Annotated in this window: 15 protein-coding genes; 8 read left to right on the top strand and 7 right to left on the bottom strand. The window is 68.9% G+C overall.

Going from position 1 to position 20,279, the window contains the following annotated elements:
• Position 1: 1 nt before the first annotated feature.
• From MHZ35_RS02080 to carA, 6 genes are all read right to left on the bottom strand, one after another.
• Positions 2–868, bottom strand: a complete 867-nt coding sequence (locus tag MHZ35_RS02080) for a pirin family protein (protein ID WP_239434163.1) — start codon at positions 866–868, stop codon at positions 2–4.
• Positions 865–1,827, bottom strand: coding sequence for a glutathione S-transferase family protein (locus MHZ35_RS02075; protein ID WP_239434162.1), 963 nt, complete (start codon positions 1,825–1,827; stop codon positions 865–867). The genes MHZ35_RS02080 and MHZ35_RS02075 overlap by 4 nt, the downstream gene beginning before the upstream one ends.
• A 71-nt stretch (positions 1,828–1,898) precedes the next feature.
• Positions 1,899–2,375: a transcription elongation factor GreA gene (gene greA, locus MHZ35_RS02070; RefSeq protein WP_125960018.1), complete on the bottom strand. Its 477-nt coding sequence runs from the start codon at positions 2,373–2,375 to the stop codon at positions 1,899–1,901.
• A gap of 79 nt (positions 2,376–2,454) precedes the next feature.
• Positions 2,455–5,787 (bottom strand): carbamoyl-phosphate synthase large subunit, encoded by a 3,333-nt coding sequence (gene carB, locus MHZ35_RS02065; protein WP_239434160.1) that lies wholly within the window; start codon positions 5,785–5,787, stop codon positions 2,455–2,457.
• Between the two features lie 88 nt (positions 5,788–5,875).
• Positions 5,876–6,103, bottom strand: coding sequence for a hypothetical protein (locus tag MHZ35_RS02060; RefSeq protein WP_239434158.1), 228 nt, complete (start codon positions 6,101–6,103; stop codon positions 5,876–5,878).
• Positions 6,103–7,308 (bottom strand): glutamine-hydrolyzing carbamoyl-phosphate synthase small subunit, encoded by a 1,206-nt coding sequence (gene carA / locus MHZ35_RS02055; protein ID WP_239434157.1) that lies wholly within the window; start codon positions 7,306–7,308, stop codon positions 6,103–6,105. The genes MHZ35_RS02060 and carA overlap by 1 nt, the downstream gene beginning before the upstream one ends.
• 141 nt (positions 7,309–7,449) lie before the next feature.
• Here carA and MHZ35_RS02050 point away from each other — a divergent pair, with 141 nt between their 5' ends.
• The 8 genes from MHZ35_RS02050 (at position 7,450) to MHZ35_RS02015 (ending at position 19,048) form a co-directional block, all read left to right on the top strand.
• Positions 7,450–7,905: a GatB/YqeY domain-containing protein gene (locus MHZ35_RS02050; RefSeq protein ID WP_239434155.1), complete on the top strand. Its 456-nt coding sequence runs from the start codon at positions 7,450–7,452 to the stop codon at positions 7,903–7,905.
• A gap of 49 nt (positions 7,906–7,954) precedes the next feature.
• Positions 7,955–9,850 carry a DNA primase gene (dnaG, locus tag MHZ35_RS02045; protein WP_239434153.1) on the top strand — a complete coding sequence of 632 codons (1,896 nt, stop codon included), beginning with the start codon at positions 7,955–7,957 and terminating at the stop codon, positions 9,848–9,850.
• A 41-nt stretch (positions 9,851–9,891) separates the two neighbouring features.
• On the top strand, positions 9,892–11,916 hold the full coding sequence (gene rpoD, locus MHZ35_RS02040; RefSeq protein WP_239434152.1) for an RNA polymerase sigma factor RpoD: 2,025 nt from the start codon (positions 9,892–9,894) through the stop codon (positions 11,914–11,916).
• A gap of 168 nt (positions 11,917–12,084) precedes the next feature.
• On the top strand, positions 12,085–12,732 hold the full coding sequence (locus tag MHZ35_RS02035; RefSeq protein ID WP_446741004.1) for a DUF6975 family protein: 648 nt from the start codon (positions 12,085–12,087) through the stop codon (positions 12,730–12,732).
• 73 nt (positions 12,733–12,805) lie between these two features.
• A complete protein-coding gene (locus MHZ35_RS02030; protein ID WP_239434150.1) occupies positions 12,806–13,348 on the top strand; it encodes a CHAP domain-containing protein in 543 nt (180 codons plus the stop codon).
• Between the two features lie 34 nt (positions 13,349–13,382).
• A complete protein-coding gene (locus tag MHZ35_RS02025; RefSeq protein ID WP_239434149.1) occupies positions 13,383–14,768 on the top strand; it encodes a hypothetical protein in 1,386 nt (461 codons plus the stop codon).
• Between the two features lie 74 nt (positions 14,769–14,842).
• The gene (locus tag MHZ35_RS02020; protein ID WP_239434148.1) at positions 14,843–17,116 is read left to right on the top strand and encodes a hypothetical protein; all 2,274 of its coding nucleotides are present in this window, start codon (positions 14,843–14,845) and stop codon (positions 17,114–17,116) included.
• Positions 17,117–17,389: 273 nt separating this feature from the next.
• The gene (locus MHZ35_RS02015; protein WP_239434147.1) at positions 17,390–19,048 is read left to right on the top strand and encodes an MFS transporter; all 1,659 of its coding nucleotides are present in this window, start codon (positions 17,390–17,392) and stop codon (positions 19,046–19,048) included.
• Here the strand turns inward: MHZ35_RS02015 and MHZ35_RS02010 are convergent.
• Positions 19,035–20,273: a S41 family peptidase gene (locus MHZ35_RS02010; RefSeq protein WP_239434146.1), complete on the bottom strand. Its 1,239-nt coding sequence runs from the start codon at positions 20,271–20,273 to the stop codon at positions 19,035–19,037. The two genes, MHZ35_RS02015 and MHZ35_RS02010, sit on opposite strands and share 14 nt — an antisense overlap.
• Between the last annotated feature and the right edge of the window lie 6 nt (positions 20,274–20,279).

The raw sequence follows: 20,279 nt of genomic DNA, 5'->3' as shown, positions 1-20,279 counted from the left end.
GTCAGATGCGAAGGCCGGCAGGATCGCCGAAGCGACCGGCCTGGTAATCGTGGATCGCCTGGACGATCTCCTCGCGCGTGTTCATCACGAAGGGTCCGTGGGCGACGACCGGCTCGTCAATCGCGTCGGCGTGGCCGAAGAGAAGCAGCGCACCGTCACCGCTTGCGAGCGCGAGCGTGTCCCCGTCGTGGGCGAGTTCGGCGAGGTGCCATTGCGGGAGCGGCTTGCCCGCGACGGCAACGTTTCCGCGCACGGCGTAGAGGAAGACGCTGCGGTCGGCGGGTGCCGGCAGCCGGACGTCGGCTCCGGGGGCGAGCGATACGACCGACATGAAGACGCCGGTGAGCGAGTCCACCGGACCCTGCGTATCGGCGAAGCTGCCGGAGATGAGCCGCAGTTCGCTGCCGCTCCCGAGCGGCAACACCGGGATCGCATCCGCCTGCACGCCGGTGTAGCGCGGCTCGGTCATCTTGAGGCGGCCGGGCAGGTTCACCCAGAGCTGCAGGATCTCCATCGGGCCGCCGTCTCGCTTGAATGCGGGCGGGGAGAGTTCGGCGTGGATCAGGCCCGAGCCGGCCGTCATCCACTGCACGCCGCCCGCATCGACCACATAGGCGTGGCCGCCGGTGTCGTGGTGGGCGAGGCTGCCCTCCAGGATGAAGGTCACCGTCTCGAACCCGCGGTGCGGGTGCGGGCCGAACGGCAGGCCGTGGTTGCCGGGCGGGTAGGTCTGCGGGCCGTGGTGGTTAAGGAACAGGAACGGATCGACCTGCGGCAGGCCGGGTCCGGGCAGCGGACGGCGGGTGACGAGGTCGGCGATGTCATCGCGATGGGCGGGGTGTGCGGCGACCAGGCTGCGGTCGGTCATGCGCCGAGCTCCAGCGCCATGTCCGGCCCGACGGGGACGATGCCGGTCGGGTTGATGGTGGTGTGGCTCTGATAATAGTGCCGCTTGATGTGATCGAAGTTGGTCGTCTCCGCGACGCCCGGCAGGTGGTAGACGTCGCGGACGAAGCGGGAGAGCGCGGGATAGTCGGCGATCCGGCGCAGGTTGCACTTGAAGTGGCCGTGATAGACCGGGTCGAAGCGGATGAGGGTGGTGAAGAGGCGGATGTCGGCCTCGGTCAGCGTATCGCCGAACAGGTAGCGCCCCTGCCCCAGCCGCACCTCCAGTGCGTCGAGAGCTGCGAACAGCGGGACGACGGCTTCCTCATAGGCCTGCTGCGTGGTGGCGAAGCCGGCGCGGTACACGCCGTTGTTGACGTGCGTGTAGATGCGCTCGTTGAGCGCGTCGATCTCCGGCCGCAGGGGTTCGGGGGAGAAGTCGCCCGGCCGCGCGCCCGCGCCGTCGAAAGCGCTGCCGAACATGCGCAGGATGTCGGCGGACTCGTTGCTGACGATGGTGGCGCGCTGCTTGTCCCACAGGACCGGCACGGTGACGCGACCGCTGTAGTGCGGATCGGCGGCGGTATAGACCTGGTGGAGATAGTCGGCGCCGTGGAGCGGATCGCCCGTGACGCAGGGGCCGCCGGCGAAGGTCCAGCCGTTCTCCTGCATCAGCCAGTGCACGACCGAGACGGAGACGAGGTCTTCCAGCCCCTTCAGCCGGCGCGCGATCAGCGTGCGGTGGGCCCAGGGACAGGCGAGGCTGACGTAGAGGTGATAGCGGCCGGGTTCCGCCGCGAAACCGCCCTCGCCGGTCGGGCCGGCGGCGCCGTCGGGCGTCACCCAGTTGCGGAACTGGCTCTTGGAGCGCTCGAACCGCCCGCCCGTCTTGCTGGTGTCGTACCAGCGATCCTGCCAAACACCGTCGACGAGCAGTCCCATGCGTTTCCTTCCTGGTTGCCCGGGCGGAACGCACGAGCCCGGCGAACGTCCCCGCGCGCCGGGCCGGTCGATCAGATGAACTCGATCTTGGACACCACGTAATAGCGGTCGCCGGCGGGAACCGAGACCTCGACCTCGTCGTCGACCTTGCGGCCGATCAGCGCGCGGCCGAGCGGCGAGTTGTACGAGATGCGGCCGGTCTTGGCGTCCGCCTCGGTCTGGCCGACGATCTGGTACTTCACCGGCTTGTCGTCATCGTCGAGCAGCGTGACGGTGGCGCCGAACACGATCTTGTCGCCCGACAGGTCGCGCGGGTCGATCACCTGCGCGCGGCTGAGCTTGTCCTCAATGTCGGAGATCGATGCCTCGACCTGGCCCTGGCGCTCCTTGGCAGCGTGGTATTCGGCGTTTTCAGAAAGATCGCCGTGCGCGCGCGCTTCCTCGATCGCGTCCACGATCTGCGGCCGTTCTTCTTTGAGACGCTTCAGGTCCTGGATGAGCTTTTCATAGCCCTCCTGGAGCATCGGCATCTTTTCGACGGTCGCCATCGTTGCGGTCCTTCGTTCACGTCCCCTGGCGCGAGCGGACCCGGATGGCCCGCCCGCACCTATCGTCTTGTTCTGGGGATCAGTTGTGCGGCCGCGAATAATAGGCCTGTAGCGGACGCACTTCAAGGGAGCGCCGCGAGAGGGCCTCGATCGCCTGCGCCGTGGCCACGCTCGCCGATGCCGTGGTGAAGTACGGCACCTTCTGCGCGACCGCAGAGGCACGGATGGATTCGGAGTCGCGCAGCGACTGCCAGCCTTCGGTGGTGTTGAAGATCAGCGCGATGTCGCCGTCGAGGATGCGGTCGACGATGTGCGGCCGGCCTTGGGCCACCTTGTTGACGCGCTCGACCGGCACGCCGTGTTCGGCGAGATAGTCGGCGGTGCCGGCGGTGGCGACGATGGCGAAGCCCAGTTCCACCAGCAGCCGCGCGCCCGGCAGGATCACCGCCTTGTCGCTGTCCTTTACCGACACGAACACGGTGCCGCCGGTTGGCAGGGTGATGCCGGCGCCGAGCTGCGACTTGGCGAAGGCGGTAGCGAAATCGCTATCGATACCCATGACTTCGCCGGTGGACTTCATCTCCGGGCTGAGCACCGGATCGACGCCGGGGAAGCGGCCCCAGGGGAACACGGCTTCCTTGACGGCGATGTGGTCGATGTTGCGATCGATTGGCGGCAGATCGGCCAGCTTCTCGCCCGCCATCACCCGGCTGGCGATCTTGGCGACGGGAACGCCGATCGCCTTGGCCACGAACGGCACGGTGCGCGAGGCGCGCGGGTTCACCTCGATGAGGTAGACCTGCCCGTCCTTGACCGCGAACTGGATGTTCATCAGCCCCTTCACCGACAGCGCCTTGGCAAGCGCCACCGTCTGGCGCTCGATCTCGGCGATGAGTTCGGCCGACAGGCTGTAGGGCGGGATCGAGCAGGCGCTGTCGCCCGAATGGACGCCGGCTTCCTCGATGTGCTGGAGCACGCCCGCGACGGTCACGTCGGCACCGTCGCTGATCGCGTCGACGTCGACCTCGATCGCGTCGCGCAGATACTGGTCGATCAGCACGGGGCTGTCGCCGGAGACCTGCACGGCCGTCTGGATATAGTCATCAAGCTGGCGCTGGCTATCGACGATCTCCATCGCGCGGCCGCCGAGCACATAGCTGGGACGCATCAGGACCGGGTAGCCGATGCGCTCCGCGACCGCGACGGCCTCGTCGCGGCTGCGGGCGATGCCGTTTGCCGGCTGGAGCAGGCCGAGCTTGGAGACGAGGGCTGCGAAACGCTCGCGGTCCTCGGCCAGGTCGATCGCATCCGGGCTGGTGCCCAGGATCGGGATGCCTGCGTCTTCCAGCGCCTTGGCGAGGTTGAGCGGGGTCTGGCCGCCGAACTGGACGATGACCCCCAGGAGCGTGCCCTTCTGCTGCTCGACGTGCAGGATCTCCAGCACGTCCTCGGCCGTCAGCGGCTCGAAATAGAGGCGGTCGGAGGTGTCATAGTCGGTGCTCACCGTCTCCGGATTGCAGTTGACCATGATCGTCTCATAGCCCGCGTCCGACAGCGCGAAGCAGGCGTGGCAGCAGCAATAGTCGAATTCGATGCCCTGGCCGATGCGGTTGGGACCGCCGCCCAGGATCACAACCTTGGTGCGCTCGGACGGCTGGCTCTCGTCCTCGGGATCGCCGAAGGTCGGCGCCTCATAGGTCGAGTACATGTACGGCGTCTTCGCCTCGAACTCCGCGGCGCAGGTATCGATGCGCTTGAAGACCGGGCGGACGCCGAGCTTCAGGCGATGCTCGCGCACCTCCGCCTCGGTCACGCCGCCGGACATCGCCTTCACCACCTCGTGGATCAGGCCCGACCCTTGCGCGATGCCGCGCTGCATGCCGCGCAGGTGGACGGAGTCGAGCGCGAGCTTGGCGAGCCGCTTGTCGGAGAAACCCATCGCCTTGAGGCGGCGCATGCCGGCCGTGTCGATCGGCAGGCCGTTGCGCTTCACCTCGTCCTCGGCAGCGATGATCTCGGCGATGCGCTCCAGGAACCAAGGGTCGTACTTGGCGATCGCATGGACCTCGGCGACGGTGAAGCCCTCGCGCAGCGCCTGTGCCGCGACCAGCAGCCGGTCCGGGGTGGCGACCGCGAGCGCTGCTTCGATCAGGTCGCGGCGCGCGCCGACCAGCCGCTCGACCTCGTTGAAGCCGCACAGGCCGGTTTCGAGGCCGCGCAGCGCCTTTTGCAGGCTTTCGTGGATGTTGCGGCCGATCGCCATCACCTCGCCCACCGACTTCATCGCGGTGGAGAGCACGGCCTCCGAGCCCTTGAACTTCTCGAACGCGAAGCGCGGGATCTTGGTGACCACATAGTCGATGGTCGGCTCGAACGAGGCCGGCGTGGCGCCGGTGATGTCGTTGGTGATCTCGTCCAGAGTGTACCCGACCGCGAGCTTGGCCGCGACCTTGGCGATCGGGAAGCCGGTCGCCTTGGACGCGAGCGCCGAGGAGCGCGACACGCGCGGGTTCATCTCGATGACGATCAGGCGACCGTCCTTCGGATTGACTGCGAACTGGACGTTGGAACCGCCTGTTTCGACGCCGATTTCCCGCAGGACCGCGATCGATGCGTTGCGCATGATCTGGTATTCCTTGTCGGTCAGCGTCAGCGCAGGCGCGACCGTGATGGAGTCGCCGGTGTGGACGCCCATCGGGTCGATGTTCTCGATCGAACAGACGATGATGCAGTTGTCCGCACGGTCGCGGACCACCTCCATCTCATATTCCTTCCAGCCGAGCAGCGACTCCTCGATCAGCACCTCGGTGGTGGGCGAGGCGTCGAGGCCGGCGCGGACGATCTTGAGGAACTCGTCCTTGTTATAGGCGACGCCGCCGCCGGTGCCGCCGAGCGTGAAGCTGGGACGGATGATCGCGGGCAGGCCGACCTTCTCGAGCCCCTCCAGCGCCTCCGCCTCAGTATGCGCGATCGCCGAGCGCGCGCTTTCGAGGCCGATCTTGTCCATCGCATCGCGGAACTTCAGCCGGTCCTCGGCCTTGTCGATCGCGTCGGCGTCGGCACCGATCATCTTCACGCCGAACTTGTCGAGCGTGCCGTCGCGGAACAGCGCGAGCGCGGTGTTGAGCGCGGTCTGCCCGCCCATCGTCGGGAGCACCGCATCGGGGCGCTCCTTCTCGATGATCTTGGCGACCACGGCCGGGGTGATCGGCTCGACATAGGTCGCGTCGGCCAGCTCAGGATCGGTCATGATCGTCGCCGGGTTCGAATTGACCAGGACGATGCGAAAGCCCTCTTCCTTCAGCGCCTTGATCGCCTGCACGCCCGAATAATCGAACTCACAGGCCTGGCCGATGACGATCGGCCCGGCGCCGATGACGAGGATGGAGGAGATGTCGGTGCGTTTTGGCATTAGTCTTCTTCGGCCTCACAAATCGGGGGCTGCGTATTCATGGTCACGGTCAGTTGCCGCCGATGCCCGTCGTAAATTGCTCCGCCGATCACCGGTAAGGTGTCTCGCTCGGAAGCCGCAGGCGCACGAAACGCGTGCCGTTCGACTGCGCATCGGCATCAACTATCCAGCCGGGATGCGTCTTTGCCGTAGCCAGCCAAGCCTCGACTTGGCTCGGATCACCGCTTGCTACCACGAACATCTCAATGCGGACTGCGGCTGCATCAGCAGCCTTCACGCATTGTTGCGCAGGCGGCGGAGGCGGCAGCGCCTGCATCAAACGGCCTTCGTCAGCATCCCCACAAACCGCTCGAACAGGTAGAAACTGTCCTGCGGGCCGGGGCTGGCTTCGGGGTGGTACTGGACGCTGAACGCCGGCTTATCGGTGAGCTCAAGCCCCGCGTTGCTGCCGTCGAACAGCGAGACATGGGTCTCGCGGACGTTGGCGGGCAGGCTGTCGCGCTCGACGGCGAAGCCGTGGTTCATCGAGGTGATCTCGACCGCACCGTCTTCCAGCCGCTTGACCGGGTGGTTGGCGCCGCGGTGGCCCTGGAACATCTTGGTCGTGGTGGCGCCGACCGCCAGGCCGAGCAGCTGGTGGCCGAGGCAGATGCCGAACAGCGGCTTGCCGGTGTCGAGCAGCTGGCGGATCACCGGAACGGCGTATTCGCCGGTCGCGGCCGGATCGCCCGGGCCGTTGGACAGGAAGATGCCATCCGGGTTCTGCGCCATCACCTCTTCGAAGGTGGCGGTGGCGGGCAGCACCGAGACGCGCGCGCCGGCCTGGACGAGATTGCGGAAGATGTTGCGCTTCGAACCATAGTCGATCGCGACGACGTGGGGCGCGGCGCTGGCCTGCGCTGCCCGCGCCTGAGCCTCGTCGGCCGGGTTCTCGCTGGTGTCGTAGCCGGCGCCCAGGCGCCAGATGCCGCCCTGCCAGCCGTAATGCGTCTCGCAGCTGACGTCCTTGGCGAGGTCCATGCCCTCCAGCCCCGGCCAGCCGCGCGCCTTTTCGAGCAGCGCGTCGATGTCGAACTCGCCGGTGGGCGAATGCGCGATGACGCCGTTGGGGGCGCCGCCGACGCGGATGCGGCGGGTGAGCGCGCGCGTGTCGATGCCGGCCAGGCCGATACGGCCGTGCTTGCGCATCCAGGCGATCAGCGGCTCGGACGAGCGGAAGTTGCTGGGTGCGGTCGGATCCTCGCGCACGATCATGCCGAGCGCGTGGGGGTCGTTCGCCTCGATGTCGTCGGGGTTGGCGCCGACGTTGCCGATGTGCGGGAAGGTGAAGGTGATGATCTGCCCGGCAAAGGACGGATCGGTCATGATCTCCTGGTACCCGGTCATCGCGGTGTGGAAGCAGACTTCACCGACGGCGTCGCCCTCGGCACCGAAGCCGCGGCCCCACAACACGTCCCCCGACGCCAGAACGAGTACGCCGGTGGCTCCTTCGGGCGCGGGCATGGGTTTGGCGTCGGCCACTCGGGCGATCCTCCTGAAAAAGGTTGTGCTGGCGATGTCGCTAAGCGCTGCCGGCTAAGGCCCACTGGCCCCCACGTCAATCTGTTAAAGAAGGCGAGTTCCGGCTACCCTCCCCGGCTTTCCGACGAACCGAGAGAACCGATGATTCGCGACACCATCAAGGCTGCGCTGGTTTCCGCCATGAAGGGCGGCGACAAGCCGACGACCGCCACGATCCGCCTGATCCAGTCCGCGATCAAGAACCGGGACATCGAGGTGCGGACCGGCGGCGCCCCCGCCGACGACGACGCGCTGGTCGTCGAGGTGCTGCAGAAGATGGTGAAGCAGCGCCGCGAATCGATCGCCATGTACGAGCAGGGCAACCGCCCGGAGCTCGCCGCGAACGAAGCCGCCGAGGTCGAGGTGATCGAGCGCTTCCTGCCCGCCCAGATGGACGAGGCCGAGACGGCGGCGGCGATCGAGGCGATCAAGGCCGAACTCGGTGCCACGGGCATGAAGGACATGGGCCGCGTCATGGCCGAGCTGAAGGCGCGTCACGCCGCCAATCTCGACATGAGCAAGGCGTCGGGCGCGGTGAAGGCGGCGCTGGCAGGCTGAGCCCGAGCGCGTCCCTGCCTGGCGGCGGGGGCGCCGGCGGCGCGTACCCATGAGCCTCTCCCCCCAGTTCCTCGACGAGCTACGCGCCCGCACGGTGCTGTCGGCGCTGATCGGCAAGACCGTGAAGCTCCAGCGTGCGGGGCGGGAGTGGCGCGCCTGCTGCCCGTTTCACAACGAGAAGACGCCCAGCTTCTACGTCAACGACGACAAGGGCTTCTATCACTGCTTCGGCTGTTCGGCGCATGGCGATGCCATCCGCTGGATGACCGACCAGCGCGGGCTGCCCTTCATCGACGCGGTGAAGGAACTGGCGCAAGCCGTTGGTTTGGAAGTGCCGGCGCAGGACCGGCGCTCCGCCGAACGCGCCGAGCGCGCCAAGGGCCTCCACGATGCGATGGAGGAGGCGGCGCGCTGGTTCACCGAGCAGCTGCACGGGCTCGCCGGTGCCGAGGCGCGGGCGGCGCTGGAGCGGCGGGGCATCTCTGCGAGCACGGCGCGCAGCTTTGGGCTGGGCTTTTCCCCCGACTCGCGGGGCAAGCTCAAGGAAGCCCTCGGCAGCTATGGCGACCCGATGCTGGTCGAGGCGGGGCTGCTGATCCAGGTCGAGGACAAGGCGCCCTATGACCGGTTCCGCGGCCGGCTGATGATCCCGATCCGCGACGTGCGCGGCCGGGTGATCGCCTTTGGCGGCCGCGTGATCGGCGACGGCGAGCCGAAGTACCTCAATTCCCCCGAGACGCCGCTGTTCGACAAGGGGCGCACGCTCTTCAACCTTGATCGCGCGCAGGCTGCCGCCCGCAAGGCAGGCCGCGTGATCGCGGTCGAGGGCTATATGGACGTGATCGCGCTGGCCCAGGCGGGGTTCGGCGAGGCAGTGGCGCCGCTCGGCACCGCGATGACGGAGAGCCAGCTGGAACGGCTGTGGCGGATGGCGGACGTGCCGATCCTGTGCTTCGACGGGGACTCCGCGGGGCAGAAGGCGGCGATCCGCGCGGCGCATCGCGCGCTGCCGCTGCTGGGGCCCGGCCGCAGCCTTTCCTTCGTGACGCTGCCGCAGGGTCAGGATCCCGACGACCTGGTCCGCAGCAAAGGACCGGGCGCGTTCGAGGCGCTGCTGCGCGAGCCCGAGCCGCTGGTCGAGCGGCTGTGGAAGCAGGAGCTTGCCGCAGAACCGCTCACGACGCCGGAGAACCGCGCGGGCCTGAAGCGCCGGCTGGGCGAGCTTGCCCGCACGATCGGCGACCCGATGGTGCGCGACGAGTATCTGTCGGAGTTCCGCAACCGCTGCGACGCGGCGTTCGCGCCGCCCGAGCGGAACCGACAGTGGCAGGGCGGCGGCGGTGGTTCGTGGCAGCGCGGCAACGGGGGACAGCAGCGCGGCGGCAACCGGCCGGGCCAGCGCGGCGGCTGGCGCCCGCCCGAGCCGCCGCCGTCCGACACCGCGCGCCAGATCGCACAGGGCATCGACCCGGTGCTCGCCAAGGCCGTGGTCGCCGGGCTGATCCGCCACCCCGCGCAGATCGCCCGGCACCTGGAGGTGCTGGGATCGCTTCGCCTGGCCGACGGCGCGCTCGGGCGGTTGTTCGAAGCGGTCGTCGATATGGCACTTGCCGACCGGCAACTTGATAGCGGCGGAGTTCGTACCATATTGGCGAAGTCTGGTTTCAACGACATCGCAAACGAACTGCTGAGGGCGGATACCCTGCCCTTTTCGTTCACTCGTCATGACGAGGACGACGAAGCGCGGGCGGTGGCGGACCTGGACGAGGCGATCGCCGTTCTGGTGACGCGTCCCGCAGTGGATGCGGCATTGGCGGAGGCGACGGCAGCGTTGCAGGCCGGGCTCGATGAGACCGCATTCGAGCGTCAGGTGGCGCTGGTGCAGGAACAGGAAGCGCTCAAGGCGCGTCTTGCAAATCTGGTGCTGGCAGACGAAGACGATTAGAATCAGGCCGGATTTCAGTCCGGGTTTTTCGAGGGCAATTGATGGCGAAGGCGAACGGTGGCGGCGACGACACGATGGAGACGGGCGACGCGCCGCTGATCGATCTGAACGAGGGATCGATCAAGAAGCTGATCGCGCGCGCAAAGAAGCGCGGCTACATCACGGTCGATCAGCTCAACGAGATGCTGCCGCAGGACCAGATGTCCTCGGAGCAGATCGAGGACATCATGGCCGCGCTCAATGAAATGGGCGTGAACGTCGTCGAGAACGAGGAAGCCGGCGAGGAAGGCGAGACCGAGCAGGCCGCCGACGACGGCGACGAGGATTCGGGTGACCAGCAGGACGATTCCGCACCTGCGTTCGAGGCGGCGAAGAAGAAGGAGACGGTCGATCGTACCGACGATCCCGTCCGCATGTACCTGCGCGAGATGGGCGCCGTCGAGCTGCTCAGCCGCGAGGGCGAGATCGCGATCGCCAAGCGCATCGAGGCCGGCCGGGACACGATGATCCTGGGGCTGTGCGAGAGCCCGATCACCTTCAACGCGATCATCGGCTGGTCCGAGGCGCTGAACGAAGGCACGATGCAGCTGCGCGAGATCCTGGATCTCGACGCGATGCTGTCGAAGGGTCCGTCCGCCGAGCAGGTCGAAGCCGCCGAAGACGACGAAGGCGACGAGATCAGCGAGAAGAGCACCGGCCCCTCCTTCAAGGAAGAGGAAGAGCCGGAAGAGGAATCTTCGGAGGACGAGGATGGCGAGCGCCGCGGCCCGCGCAACTCCGACGACGAGGAGGAGGACAACACCCTCAGCCTCGCGCAGATGGAGGAGACGCTCAAGCCGCAGGCGCTGGAGAAGTTCGCCAACATCACCGCGATCTATGAGCAGTTCTCGCGCATGCAGGCGCGCCGGCTGGACGCCATGTCGTCGGGCGGCGAGCTGTCGGCCGCCGACGAGGCGACCTACCAGAAGCTGCGCGAGGACCTGACCGCGGAGGTCGAGAGCGTCCAGTTCCACCAGGCGAAGATCGAGTATCTCGTCGACCAGCTCTATGCGTTCAACCGGCGCCTGACGACGCTGGGCGGCCAGATGCTGCGCCTTGCCGAGCGCCACAAGGTGCCGCGCAAGTCGTTCCTGGAGCAGTATGTCGACCACGAGATGGACGAGCAGTGGCTGACCTCGGTCGCGACGCTCGACAAGAAGTGGAAGGCGTTCGCCGAGAACGAAGCCGCCGCCGTCGACCGCATCCGCAGCGAGGTCGCCGAGATTTCGCAGCAGACCGGCATGGCGCTCACCGAGTTCCGCCGCATCGTGAACATGGTGCAGAAGGCGGAGCGCGAGGCGCGCATCGCCAAGAAGGAGATGGTCGAGGCGAACCTGCGCCTCGTGATCTCGATCGCCAAGAAGTACACCAACCGCGGCCTGCAATTCCTGGACCTGATCCAGGAAGGCAACATCGGCCTGATGAAGGCGGTGGACAAGTTCGAGTATCGCCGCGGCTACAAGTTCTCGACCTATGCGACGTGGTGGATCCGCCAGGCGATCACCCGCTCGATCGCCGACCAGGCGCGGACCATCCGCATCCCGGTCCACATGATCGAGACGATCAACAAGCTGGTGCGCACCAGCCGCCAGTTCCTGCACGAGCAGGGCCGCGAACCGACGCCGGAGGAGATGGCCGAGCGCCTCTCCATGCCGCTGGAGAAGGTGCGCAAGGTGATGAAGATCGCCAAGGAGCCGATCTCCCTCGAAACGCCGATCGGCGACGAGGAAGACAGCCACCTGGGCGACTTCATCGAGGACAAGAACGCGATCATCCCCGTGGACGCCGCGATCCAGGCGAACCTGAAGGAAACCGTCACCCGCGTCCTCGCCTCGCTCACCCCGCGTGAGGAGCGCGTGCTGCGCATGCGCTTCGGCATCGGCATGAACACCGATCACACGCTGGAAGAGGTCGGGCAGCAGTTCTCGGTCACCCGCGAACGCATCCGCCAGATCGAGGCAAAGGCGCTCCGGAAGCTCAAGCATCCGAGCCGGTCTCGCAAGATGCGCAGCTTCCTCGACCAGTAAGCACCAGAAGGCCCCGGAAAGCAGCGCTTTTCGGGGTCTTTCTTTTGTGACGTCCCGGCGCCACGTGCACGGTCTGTTTACGCCCTTCTGCTACGCGTCCGGGCACCAGCGGGTGTCATGGCGGCCCCGGGGCATGGAGGCGACGGAGGAGGCCGGTCCGTGGGTGGGGTGATCAGCGCGACGGCGCCGGACGCATGGTCCATGGTGTCGTCGCTGGCGAAGCGCGACGGCAGTGCCGGGCAGCCGCAGCTTGCGGCGCTCGCCCGCGACGCGTGCGACCCACGCGACGTCGCCGATGCCGCCCATCACCTCTGCTTCCTCCACGGCCGGCAGCCCGGCGTCATCGAACATGCGGCAGCCCATAGCGACTTCGACTTTGCGCGCGACTGGCTGATCGAGGCGGCGGCGGGCTTCGCCCAGGAGCGCGGCCACCTGGTGGCGCTGGCTGCCGCGGCGGGGCCGATGCCGAGCACGCCGGGACAGGCCAATACCGAAGCGGCGATCGCCGCGCAGCGCCACGCGATCGACATGCTTTCGCAGTCCGAGCGTCGTGGCTGTGCGCTGGGCGCTGCGATCGCGCTGGTGCTCGATTGGCCGGCGATCCGCACCGGCCTTGATGCGGCGGCGATCCGCCAGGGAGCGGACCCGGTGCCGCTCACCTTGCCCGACTCGGCCGCGACCACCGACCTGGTCGCCATGCTCGCTGCCAACCGGGCGACCGAGCGGGCGATGCTGTTCGGGATGGAACAGTTGCTCGCCCAGCACCGCGGGCTCTGGGACCTGATGGAAGCACGATCGGAAGCCCGCGCCGGCTGAGCGCCCGTGCTTTTGCGATCTTCCCTGCGTGCGCGTTAACCGACAGGTTAGGAAGCCGGGCTACCACCGCCCTATGTTCGCTTCGATGCTCAGGGGCGCGCTCTGCCTCTCCCTTGCTGTCACCGCGACGCTGCCCGCCGGCGCGCGAACCCTGCTCGACTATACGGGCGAGTGCGTGCCCTTTGCCCGCAGCGCATCGGGCGTGCAGATCTATGGCGATGCCTGGACCTGGTGGGACCAGGCGAAGGGCAAGTACGAGCGCGGCCATATCCCCAAGGTCGGCGCGGTGCTGGCGATGGCGAAGTCCGAGCGGCTGCGGCTCGGCCATGTCGCAGTGGTCAGCCGGATCGTGGACAAGCGCGTGCTGATGGTGACCCACGCAAACTGGTCGCGGATCGGCGGCACGCGTGGACAGGTGGAGCAGGACGTGACGCTGTTCGACGTCTCCCCCGAGAACGACTGGACGCAGGTGAAGGTCTGGTATCGCGACAGCGACGGGCTGGGCGGCAGCATCTATCCCGCGCACGGCTTCATCTATGGCGACAAGCCGGTGGCCGAACTGAGCGGCAAGAGCCCCGATTACGTAGGATCGCTGATCGACGCCTATGCGCGCTGACCCCTGCCCGCTAGCCTGAGCCTAGGGGGTACGCATGGGGGCGTGGAAGCAGGACGAGCGCTGGGCGCTTGCGGCCGTCGCGACAGCGATCGTGGCGGGGCTCGTGCTGCGCATCGCGGCGGGCACCGGCGCGCTGTGGCTGGACGAGGCCTGGTCGGCGGTGTTCGCCCGCGACGCGGGAACGCCGCTCGGCATCCTCTGGCTGATCAACCACGACAACAACCACCACCTCAACACGCTGTGGATGCAAGTGGTGGGGTTCGATGCACCGCCGCTCCTCCAGCGCGGGCTGGCGATCGCGTCGGGCACGCTCACCATCGGCGTGGCGGCGGCGATCGGCTGGCGGCGCAGCCCCTTGGCCGGCGCAATCACGGCGGGACTGTTCGCGTTGTCGCCCGCGCTGGTCTGCTACGGTTCGGAAGCCCGCGGCTACGCGCCGATGCTGCTGGCGTTCGCGACCGCGGTGCTGCTGGTCGACCGCTGGCTCGCCGCGCCTGAACGAGCGCCCGGAGCAGCGAGCCTCGCGATCGCGCTTGGCCTGGGGCTGCTCGCCCAGGCGACGATCGTGTTCGGGCTGGCGGCGCTGCTCGGCTGGGCGGTGATCGAGCGGCGGCGCGTCGTCGGCCCTGGCACCGTGGCGCGCGAGATGCTGCGCCTCTTCGGTCCTGCCCTGCTGACGATGGCGACCATCATCGCGCTGATGTGGCTTGCCGCGCACACGAGCGCGACCGGTTTCGCCGTGGGCGGCGTGCAGCCGCACAGCTGGGCCGGCTGGGCGCATGCGCTGTCGCAGCTGCTCCACTATACGCTGGGGCTGCCGCCGCTGGTGGGCGCGGTGGTTCCCCTGATGCTGGTGCTGGCGCCCCGGAGCCGGCTGCGCGACCTAGCGCTGTGGAGCGCGATCGCCTTTCCGCTGGTGCTCGCCCTGCTGGGGCTGCCCAACAGCATGATGCCGCGCTACTATCTGGTCGGCAGCGTCGGGCTGCTGCTGTGGCTGGGCGAGTGGCTGGCGCAGCTTGCCGAGCGTGGCGCCCGGGCACGGGCGGCGGTCGGCGTGGCGCTGCTCGCCGGGGCGGTGGCGATGCTGGCGACCGACCGGCTGCTGATCCGCGACCAGCGCGGCGACCCGGGGCAGGCGATTGCCGCCATGGCCACGCTCGCACCTCGAGGGACGACCGTCGTGGTGCACCGTGACCGGGAGACGGCGGTGCTCGATGCGGCAGCGGCCGCACGCGGCTATCCGCTGGAGGTGCAGGTCGCGCCCTGCCCGGCCGCGCCGTTCGTGCTGGTCGACCGGGACGGCGACCACCCCTTTCCCGCGCACGTGCGCGCGTGCGGCCACCCCTATGCCGTGGTGGCGGAACGCCGTGCCCTGGGCCTGTCCGGCCTTCACTGGCAGCTGCTGCGTCGGAGCGACTGATCCGCCCGCGGCCGCGCCGAGGCGAGAGGCCGGCCGGTGTTGCGCAGGCGCAATAAATGCTACAGCCCCGACCCATGGATTCCGGCTTCAGCACCGCGGGCGAACAGGCGCCAGACGTACAGGCATATGCGGGCGAGACGCGCCGCTCGTTCGAAGCCGTGCAGGACGAGGCCGAAGCGGAAGCCCCCTCACCGAAGCGCTGGCTCGTGCCGGCGGTCGTGCTGGTGCTCGCGTTCGGGTGGGTGGCGCTGATGGTGTCGCTGGCCGGACCTTGGCTGGGGAGCGGTCCCTTCCCGCCTCAGGTCGCTAGCTTCGTGGCGGCGCTGTGCGTGCCGCCGATGCTGCTGGCGATCCTGTGGCTGGTCTTCCAGCGCAACAGCGCAGCGGAAGCGCGGCGGTTCGGCGACGTGGCGAGCGGGCTGCGCGAGGAGTCCGAGCGCCTGGAACAGTCGGTCGCGGCGCTCACCGAGCGGCTGGCGGCGAATCGCGCCGAACTGGCGGAACAGGCGAACACGCTGCTGGCGCTCGCCGGCAATGCCAGCGAACGGCTGGCAGTGATCCGCAGCGGCATGGCGCAGGAGAGCGAGGCGCTGAAGCGCCACACCGACCTGCTGGGCGGCACCGCGCGCGAGGCCGAGCAACGGCTGCAGCGATTGGTGCAGGCGCTGCCGGATGCCCGGACCGAGATCAGCGAGATCGCCCAGGCGGTCGAGCGTGCGGGGACGGCCGCGACCCGCTCGGCGGGCGAGCTCGACACCCGGCTGGTGCAACTGGCGGAGCATGGACGCGTCGCAGGCAGCGAGGCCGGGGCGGCGAGCGAGCGGCTGGCGCAGCATCTGGCGCGGATCGAGGCGGCGGGCGACTTTGCCGGCGCACGGCTGGAAACCGTCGCGGGCAGCATGGTCGACATGATCGAGGCCGTGTTGGAGCGGACCGGCAGCGCGGTCGAGAATGCCCGCTCGGCACTTGCCGCCGAGGGCGATGCCGCGATCGAGCGGCTCCAGCGCGAGCATCTGGCGATCGAACGCACCGCGCGCGAGGGGGGCGAGGCGCTGGACGAGCGCATCGCCCGCATCGAGGAGGGACTGGCGCGGATTGGCGCGACGCTGGACGAGCGGCACCGCGAAGGCGATGCGCTGGTGCGTACCCTGGCCGAGGGCATCGACGACGTCGACGCGCGCTTTGCCGCGCTGCATGCGACCGGCACCGACCGCGCCCAGGCACTGGCGGCGGCGATCGACGCGCTGCGCAACCTGGTGGGCTCGACCACCGCGGCGATGCGCAATGGCGATGCGACCGCGCAGGAGGTGATCACCACGGCTGAGCGGCTGCTGACCGCGCTCGACGCCTCGGCGCGCGAGCTCGACGAGACGCTGCCGGCGGCGCTGGAGCGGCTGGACCAGCGGCTCGCCATCACGCGCGGCGCCGTCGCAGGCACCACGCCGGAAGTGCGCGCGCTGGTGCAGGACGCCGAGGCGACGCAGCAGGCGGTGGAAAAGGTGGGGGCGCTGATCGAGGGCCAGCGGGTGGCGCTGAACGACGCCGCACGCACCATGGCCGAGACGCTGGACACCGGGCGCGAGCGCGTGGACGGCGTTCACGTCATCGTCGATGCGACGGTCGCGACCACCCGGCGCTTCGCCGAGGAGGCGGCACCCCAGCTGATCGAGGCGCTGGAGCAGATCCGCGCGACTGCGACCGGCACTGCGGAGGACGCGCAGAACGCGTTCGACCGGATCGTGCCGACCGCCGCCAAGCGGCTCCAGACCGAGAGCGCCGCCGCGCTTTCGCGTGCGATTGACCGGGCGGTCGTGCAGCAGGTCGCAGCCCTGGGCGAGGCTGCGACCAAGGCGGTCGAGACTGCGCACCGCGCCTCCGACCGGCTGGCGCAGCAGCTCGGCCAGATCGCCGAGACCAGCGCCGCCATGGAAGCGCGCCTCGCCGAGCATGAGGCGGAGCGCGAGGCGTCCGACACGGACACGCTGGCGCGCCGGGTCTCCCTGTTGATCGAGGCGATGCACTCGGCCTCCATCGACATCACCCGCGCCTTCTCGCAGGAAGTGACCGACGCCGCCTGGGCCGCGTATCTGAAGGGGGACCGCGGCGTGTTCACCCGCCGGGCCGTCAAGCTGATCGACTCCGCCCAGGCGCGCGAGATCGCGCAATTCTACGACGAGGATGCGGGCTTCCGCGAGCAGGTGAACCGCTACATCCACGACTTCGAGGCGATGCTGCGCCAGATCCTGACGCTGCGCGACGGATCGCCGCTGGGCGTGACGCTGCTGTCGTCGGACATGGGCAAGCTCTACGTCGCGCTTGCGCAGGCGATCGAGCGACTGCGCGGCTGAGCCGCGTCGCGGAAAGTTAGTCGAAAGTTAGTCCAAGAACCGCCCTCCCCGCATCCCCGGCGGACGGCGCCGGAAGGCTGCCGCCGGAACGTGTGCCCGGCGAGTCAGATCAGAGGTGGGCGCTGTAGGAAAGCCCCCGCCAGCGTTCCGGCGGCAGGGTTGCCGCCTGGCCATTGGCCGATATCGCGCCCGCGATGCAACTTCTGGGGCCGCCCACCGCTCTAGCCGGGTCTGCAAGTCAAAGCCGGCGGGGTGTTGCCGATGCCTTCTGCGGTGCTGCGTACCATTCTGGCCCCCCGCGCGACGATCTCGCCGGAAGCGCGCGAGCGCGGCTTGCGCTTCCTGCTGATCGATGCCGCCTTTGCCACCGCGATCGGCGCGCTCAACAGCGGCGTGGTGCTGCTGGCGCTGGCGCTGCATATCGGGGCGAGCGAGATCGAGATCGGCGTGATCGCGGCCATCCCGTTGCTGACCCAGATGCTCCAGGCGCCCGCCGTGACCCTGGTGGAGCGGGTGCGGCGTCGGCGGCTGATCTCGGTCGCCTGCGTGTTCGGCGCGCGGCTGGCGCTGCCGGTCTATGCGGCGGTTCCGCTGATCCCCGACCGGAACATCGCCGTCGGCGTGCTCGTCGCCGCAGCGCTGCTCCACTACGGCCTGAATGCGGTGGGCGCCTGCAGCTGGAACAGCTGGATGCGCGACCTGCTGCCCGAAGAGCAGCTGGGAGCGTTCTTCGCGCGCCGCAACCTCTATGGAACGGTCGTGGGCGCGGTGGCGACGCTGCTGGCCGCGTTCGCCCTCCAACGCGCGGGGCGATCGGACGCGGGCGGCGACCGCGTCTATGTGGCGCTCTACCTGATCGGCTTCCTGTGCGGGCTGGCGAGCACCGCGGCGCTGGCGCGGGTGCCGGAGCCGTGGATGGGACGGCGTCGTGGCCGGCCATCGCTGCGAAGGCTGCTGCTGCGGCCGCTGCGCGATCGCAACTTCCGCTCGGTGCTGCGCTACCTGGCGAGCTGGCAGTTCGCGGTAAACCTGGCGACGCCGTTCTTCACCGTCTATTTCGTGCGTGAGCTGGGCTTTTCGGTGGGCTTCGTCCTCACCCTGACGGTGGCGAGCCAGCTTGCCAATGCGGCGGTGGTGCGCGGCTGGGGGAGCCTGTCCGACCGGTTCACCAACAAGTCGGTGCTGACGGTCGCCTCCCCCCTCTACCTGCTGTGCGTCGCGGGGATGATCTTTGCCGACGACTTCACCGGCGACTGGTCGCGGCCGGCCTATCTGCTGGCGCTGCACCTGGTGATGGGTGCAGCCCAGGCCGGCGTGGGACTCGCAGCCGGCAACATCGTCATCAAGCTGAGCCCGGCAGGCGCGGCCACCAGCTTCATGGCGACCAACGCGCTAGTAGGGGCGCTGGCATCCGGCGCCGCGCCGATCGTCGGCGGCTGGCTGACCGAGTTCTTCGCGGCGCGCAAGCTGCACCTGTCGATCGATTGGACGAGCCCGAGCGGCACTGCCGAGCTGTTCGGCGTCGGCATCGCGCACTGGGAGTTCTTCTTCCTCCTGTCCGCGGTGCTGGGTCTCTATGCCCTCCACCGGCTGTCGGTGGTGACGGAGCTCGGCTCGGTCGAGCGGCGCGAGGTGATCCAGCACATCGTCCAGTCTGCGCGCTATAATCTGCGCAACGCCTCCTCGGTGGCCGGCGTGCGCCAGGCGCTCGCCTTCCCCGCCGATGCGCTCATCAAGTCGCGGGAGGGGACGCGCTTCCTGGTCGAGGCGCTGTTCGAGCGCCACCGCGACACGCGCGCGCCGGAGGTGGCGCAGGAAGCGGTCGGCACCATGCTGGATGCGGCGTTCGAGCCGCCCGCCGACGACCTGTTCGACGCGCTGGTCCGCCAGCTCGACGCGCAGCCCCGGCGGGACCCGCCTAGCGCCCGATAGCCGCCAGCACCGGATCGTGGCTGCCGTCGCGTTCGGCACGGGGAAGGTAGAGGCGGGGGCGATAGGCTTCGCGCGGGAGGCCATCGACGGTGAAGAGCTGCTCGGTGCCGAGGTCGATCCTGGCCGCGGAGCCGTCGATCGTCTCGTTGCTCAGCGCGCCGAGCAGGTCGCCTAGATCGCTGCCCACGGTGGTGGCGCCGATCGCGTCGAAGCCGATCATCAGCCCCTCCCCCATGCTGCCGGTCCAGCGGCCGCCGGCGACATAGACCTTGCCCCCGTAGCGCGCGCCGAAGGGGGCGACATATTCCGCGAACCGGCGCGGCGGCCCCAGCACGCGCGACTCATAGGGGATGACGTGCACCTGGTAGGGCCGCTCGTGATCGACGAAATGGCCGAGGATACCGCGGGCGACGCTGGTGTTGCCGCCGCTGGGCGTATTGCGCAGGTCGATCAGCAGCGTGGTGGTGTCGGCGAGGCCTGCCAGCGCCTGCGAGAATTGCGCGATCAAGGCTTGATCGCCGAGCGAGTTATGGATGCGCAGGATGCCGAGCGTGCCTTGCCGCTCCACGCTCAGCAGCGGGCCTTCTTGCACCCTCTTCGCCTGATCGGTGGTGGCGGCCAGGGCGACGCTGCGGCGGCGGTGCCCGTTGGTTACCTCCAGCGTGCGCGGGCGTCGGCGAATGCCGGCGAGCGCCATGTTGAAGGCGAAGTCGATCTGGGTCGGGGCGAGCGTCGCGAAGGGTCGGCCGGTGATGATCTCGACCGCCGCGCGTGGTGACCGGCCGTCCAGGGCCCGCACGACCATGCCGGGCTTCAGGCCCTTGGCGAGCGCGTCGCTGTCGGCCCGCACCTCTTCGATCCGGAACGCGGTGCCATCATAGCTGCCGAACAGGTCCGACGCCGTCGGGATGACGGCCCAGTCTTCCAGGTCGAGCGGCCCGACGACGAAATGCGGGTCGGCGAAGTTGTGCGCGACCAGCTGGAGCGTGTCGATGAAAACCTTGTCGTCCGGCGCACGGCGGGCCTGTTCGGCGAAGTTAGAGAGGATGGCGTTGCCGTCGATGCCGGGGCGGTCGAAATAGCCGTAGCGCTCCCGCAGCAGGGTTTCGAAGGACGTCCAGGCGGTCGTGGCGTCGAACGGCTTTGCCGGCGATTGTGCATGGGCCGCGGGGGCGGAAAGCAGCAGCAGGGCTGCCAGCGGAGCGGTCGCGGGGCGGAGGTCCATCGCGCG

Source organism: Sphingomonas sp. ACRSK, from assembly GCF_022346685.1.
Taxonomy (GTDB): domain Bacteria; phylum Pseudomonadota; class Alphaproteobacteria; order Sphingomonadales; family Sphingomonadaceae; genus Sphingomonas; species Sphingomonas molluscorum.
Note: the sequence above shows the minus strand (reverse complement) of the source record. Positions and strands in the feature narration are given on the sequence as shown.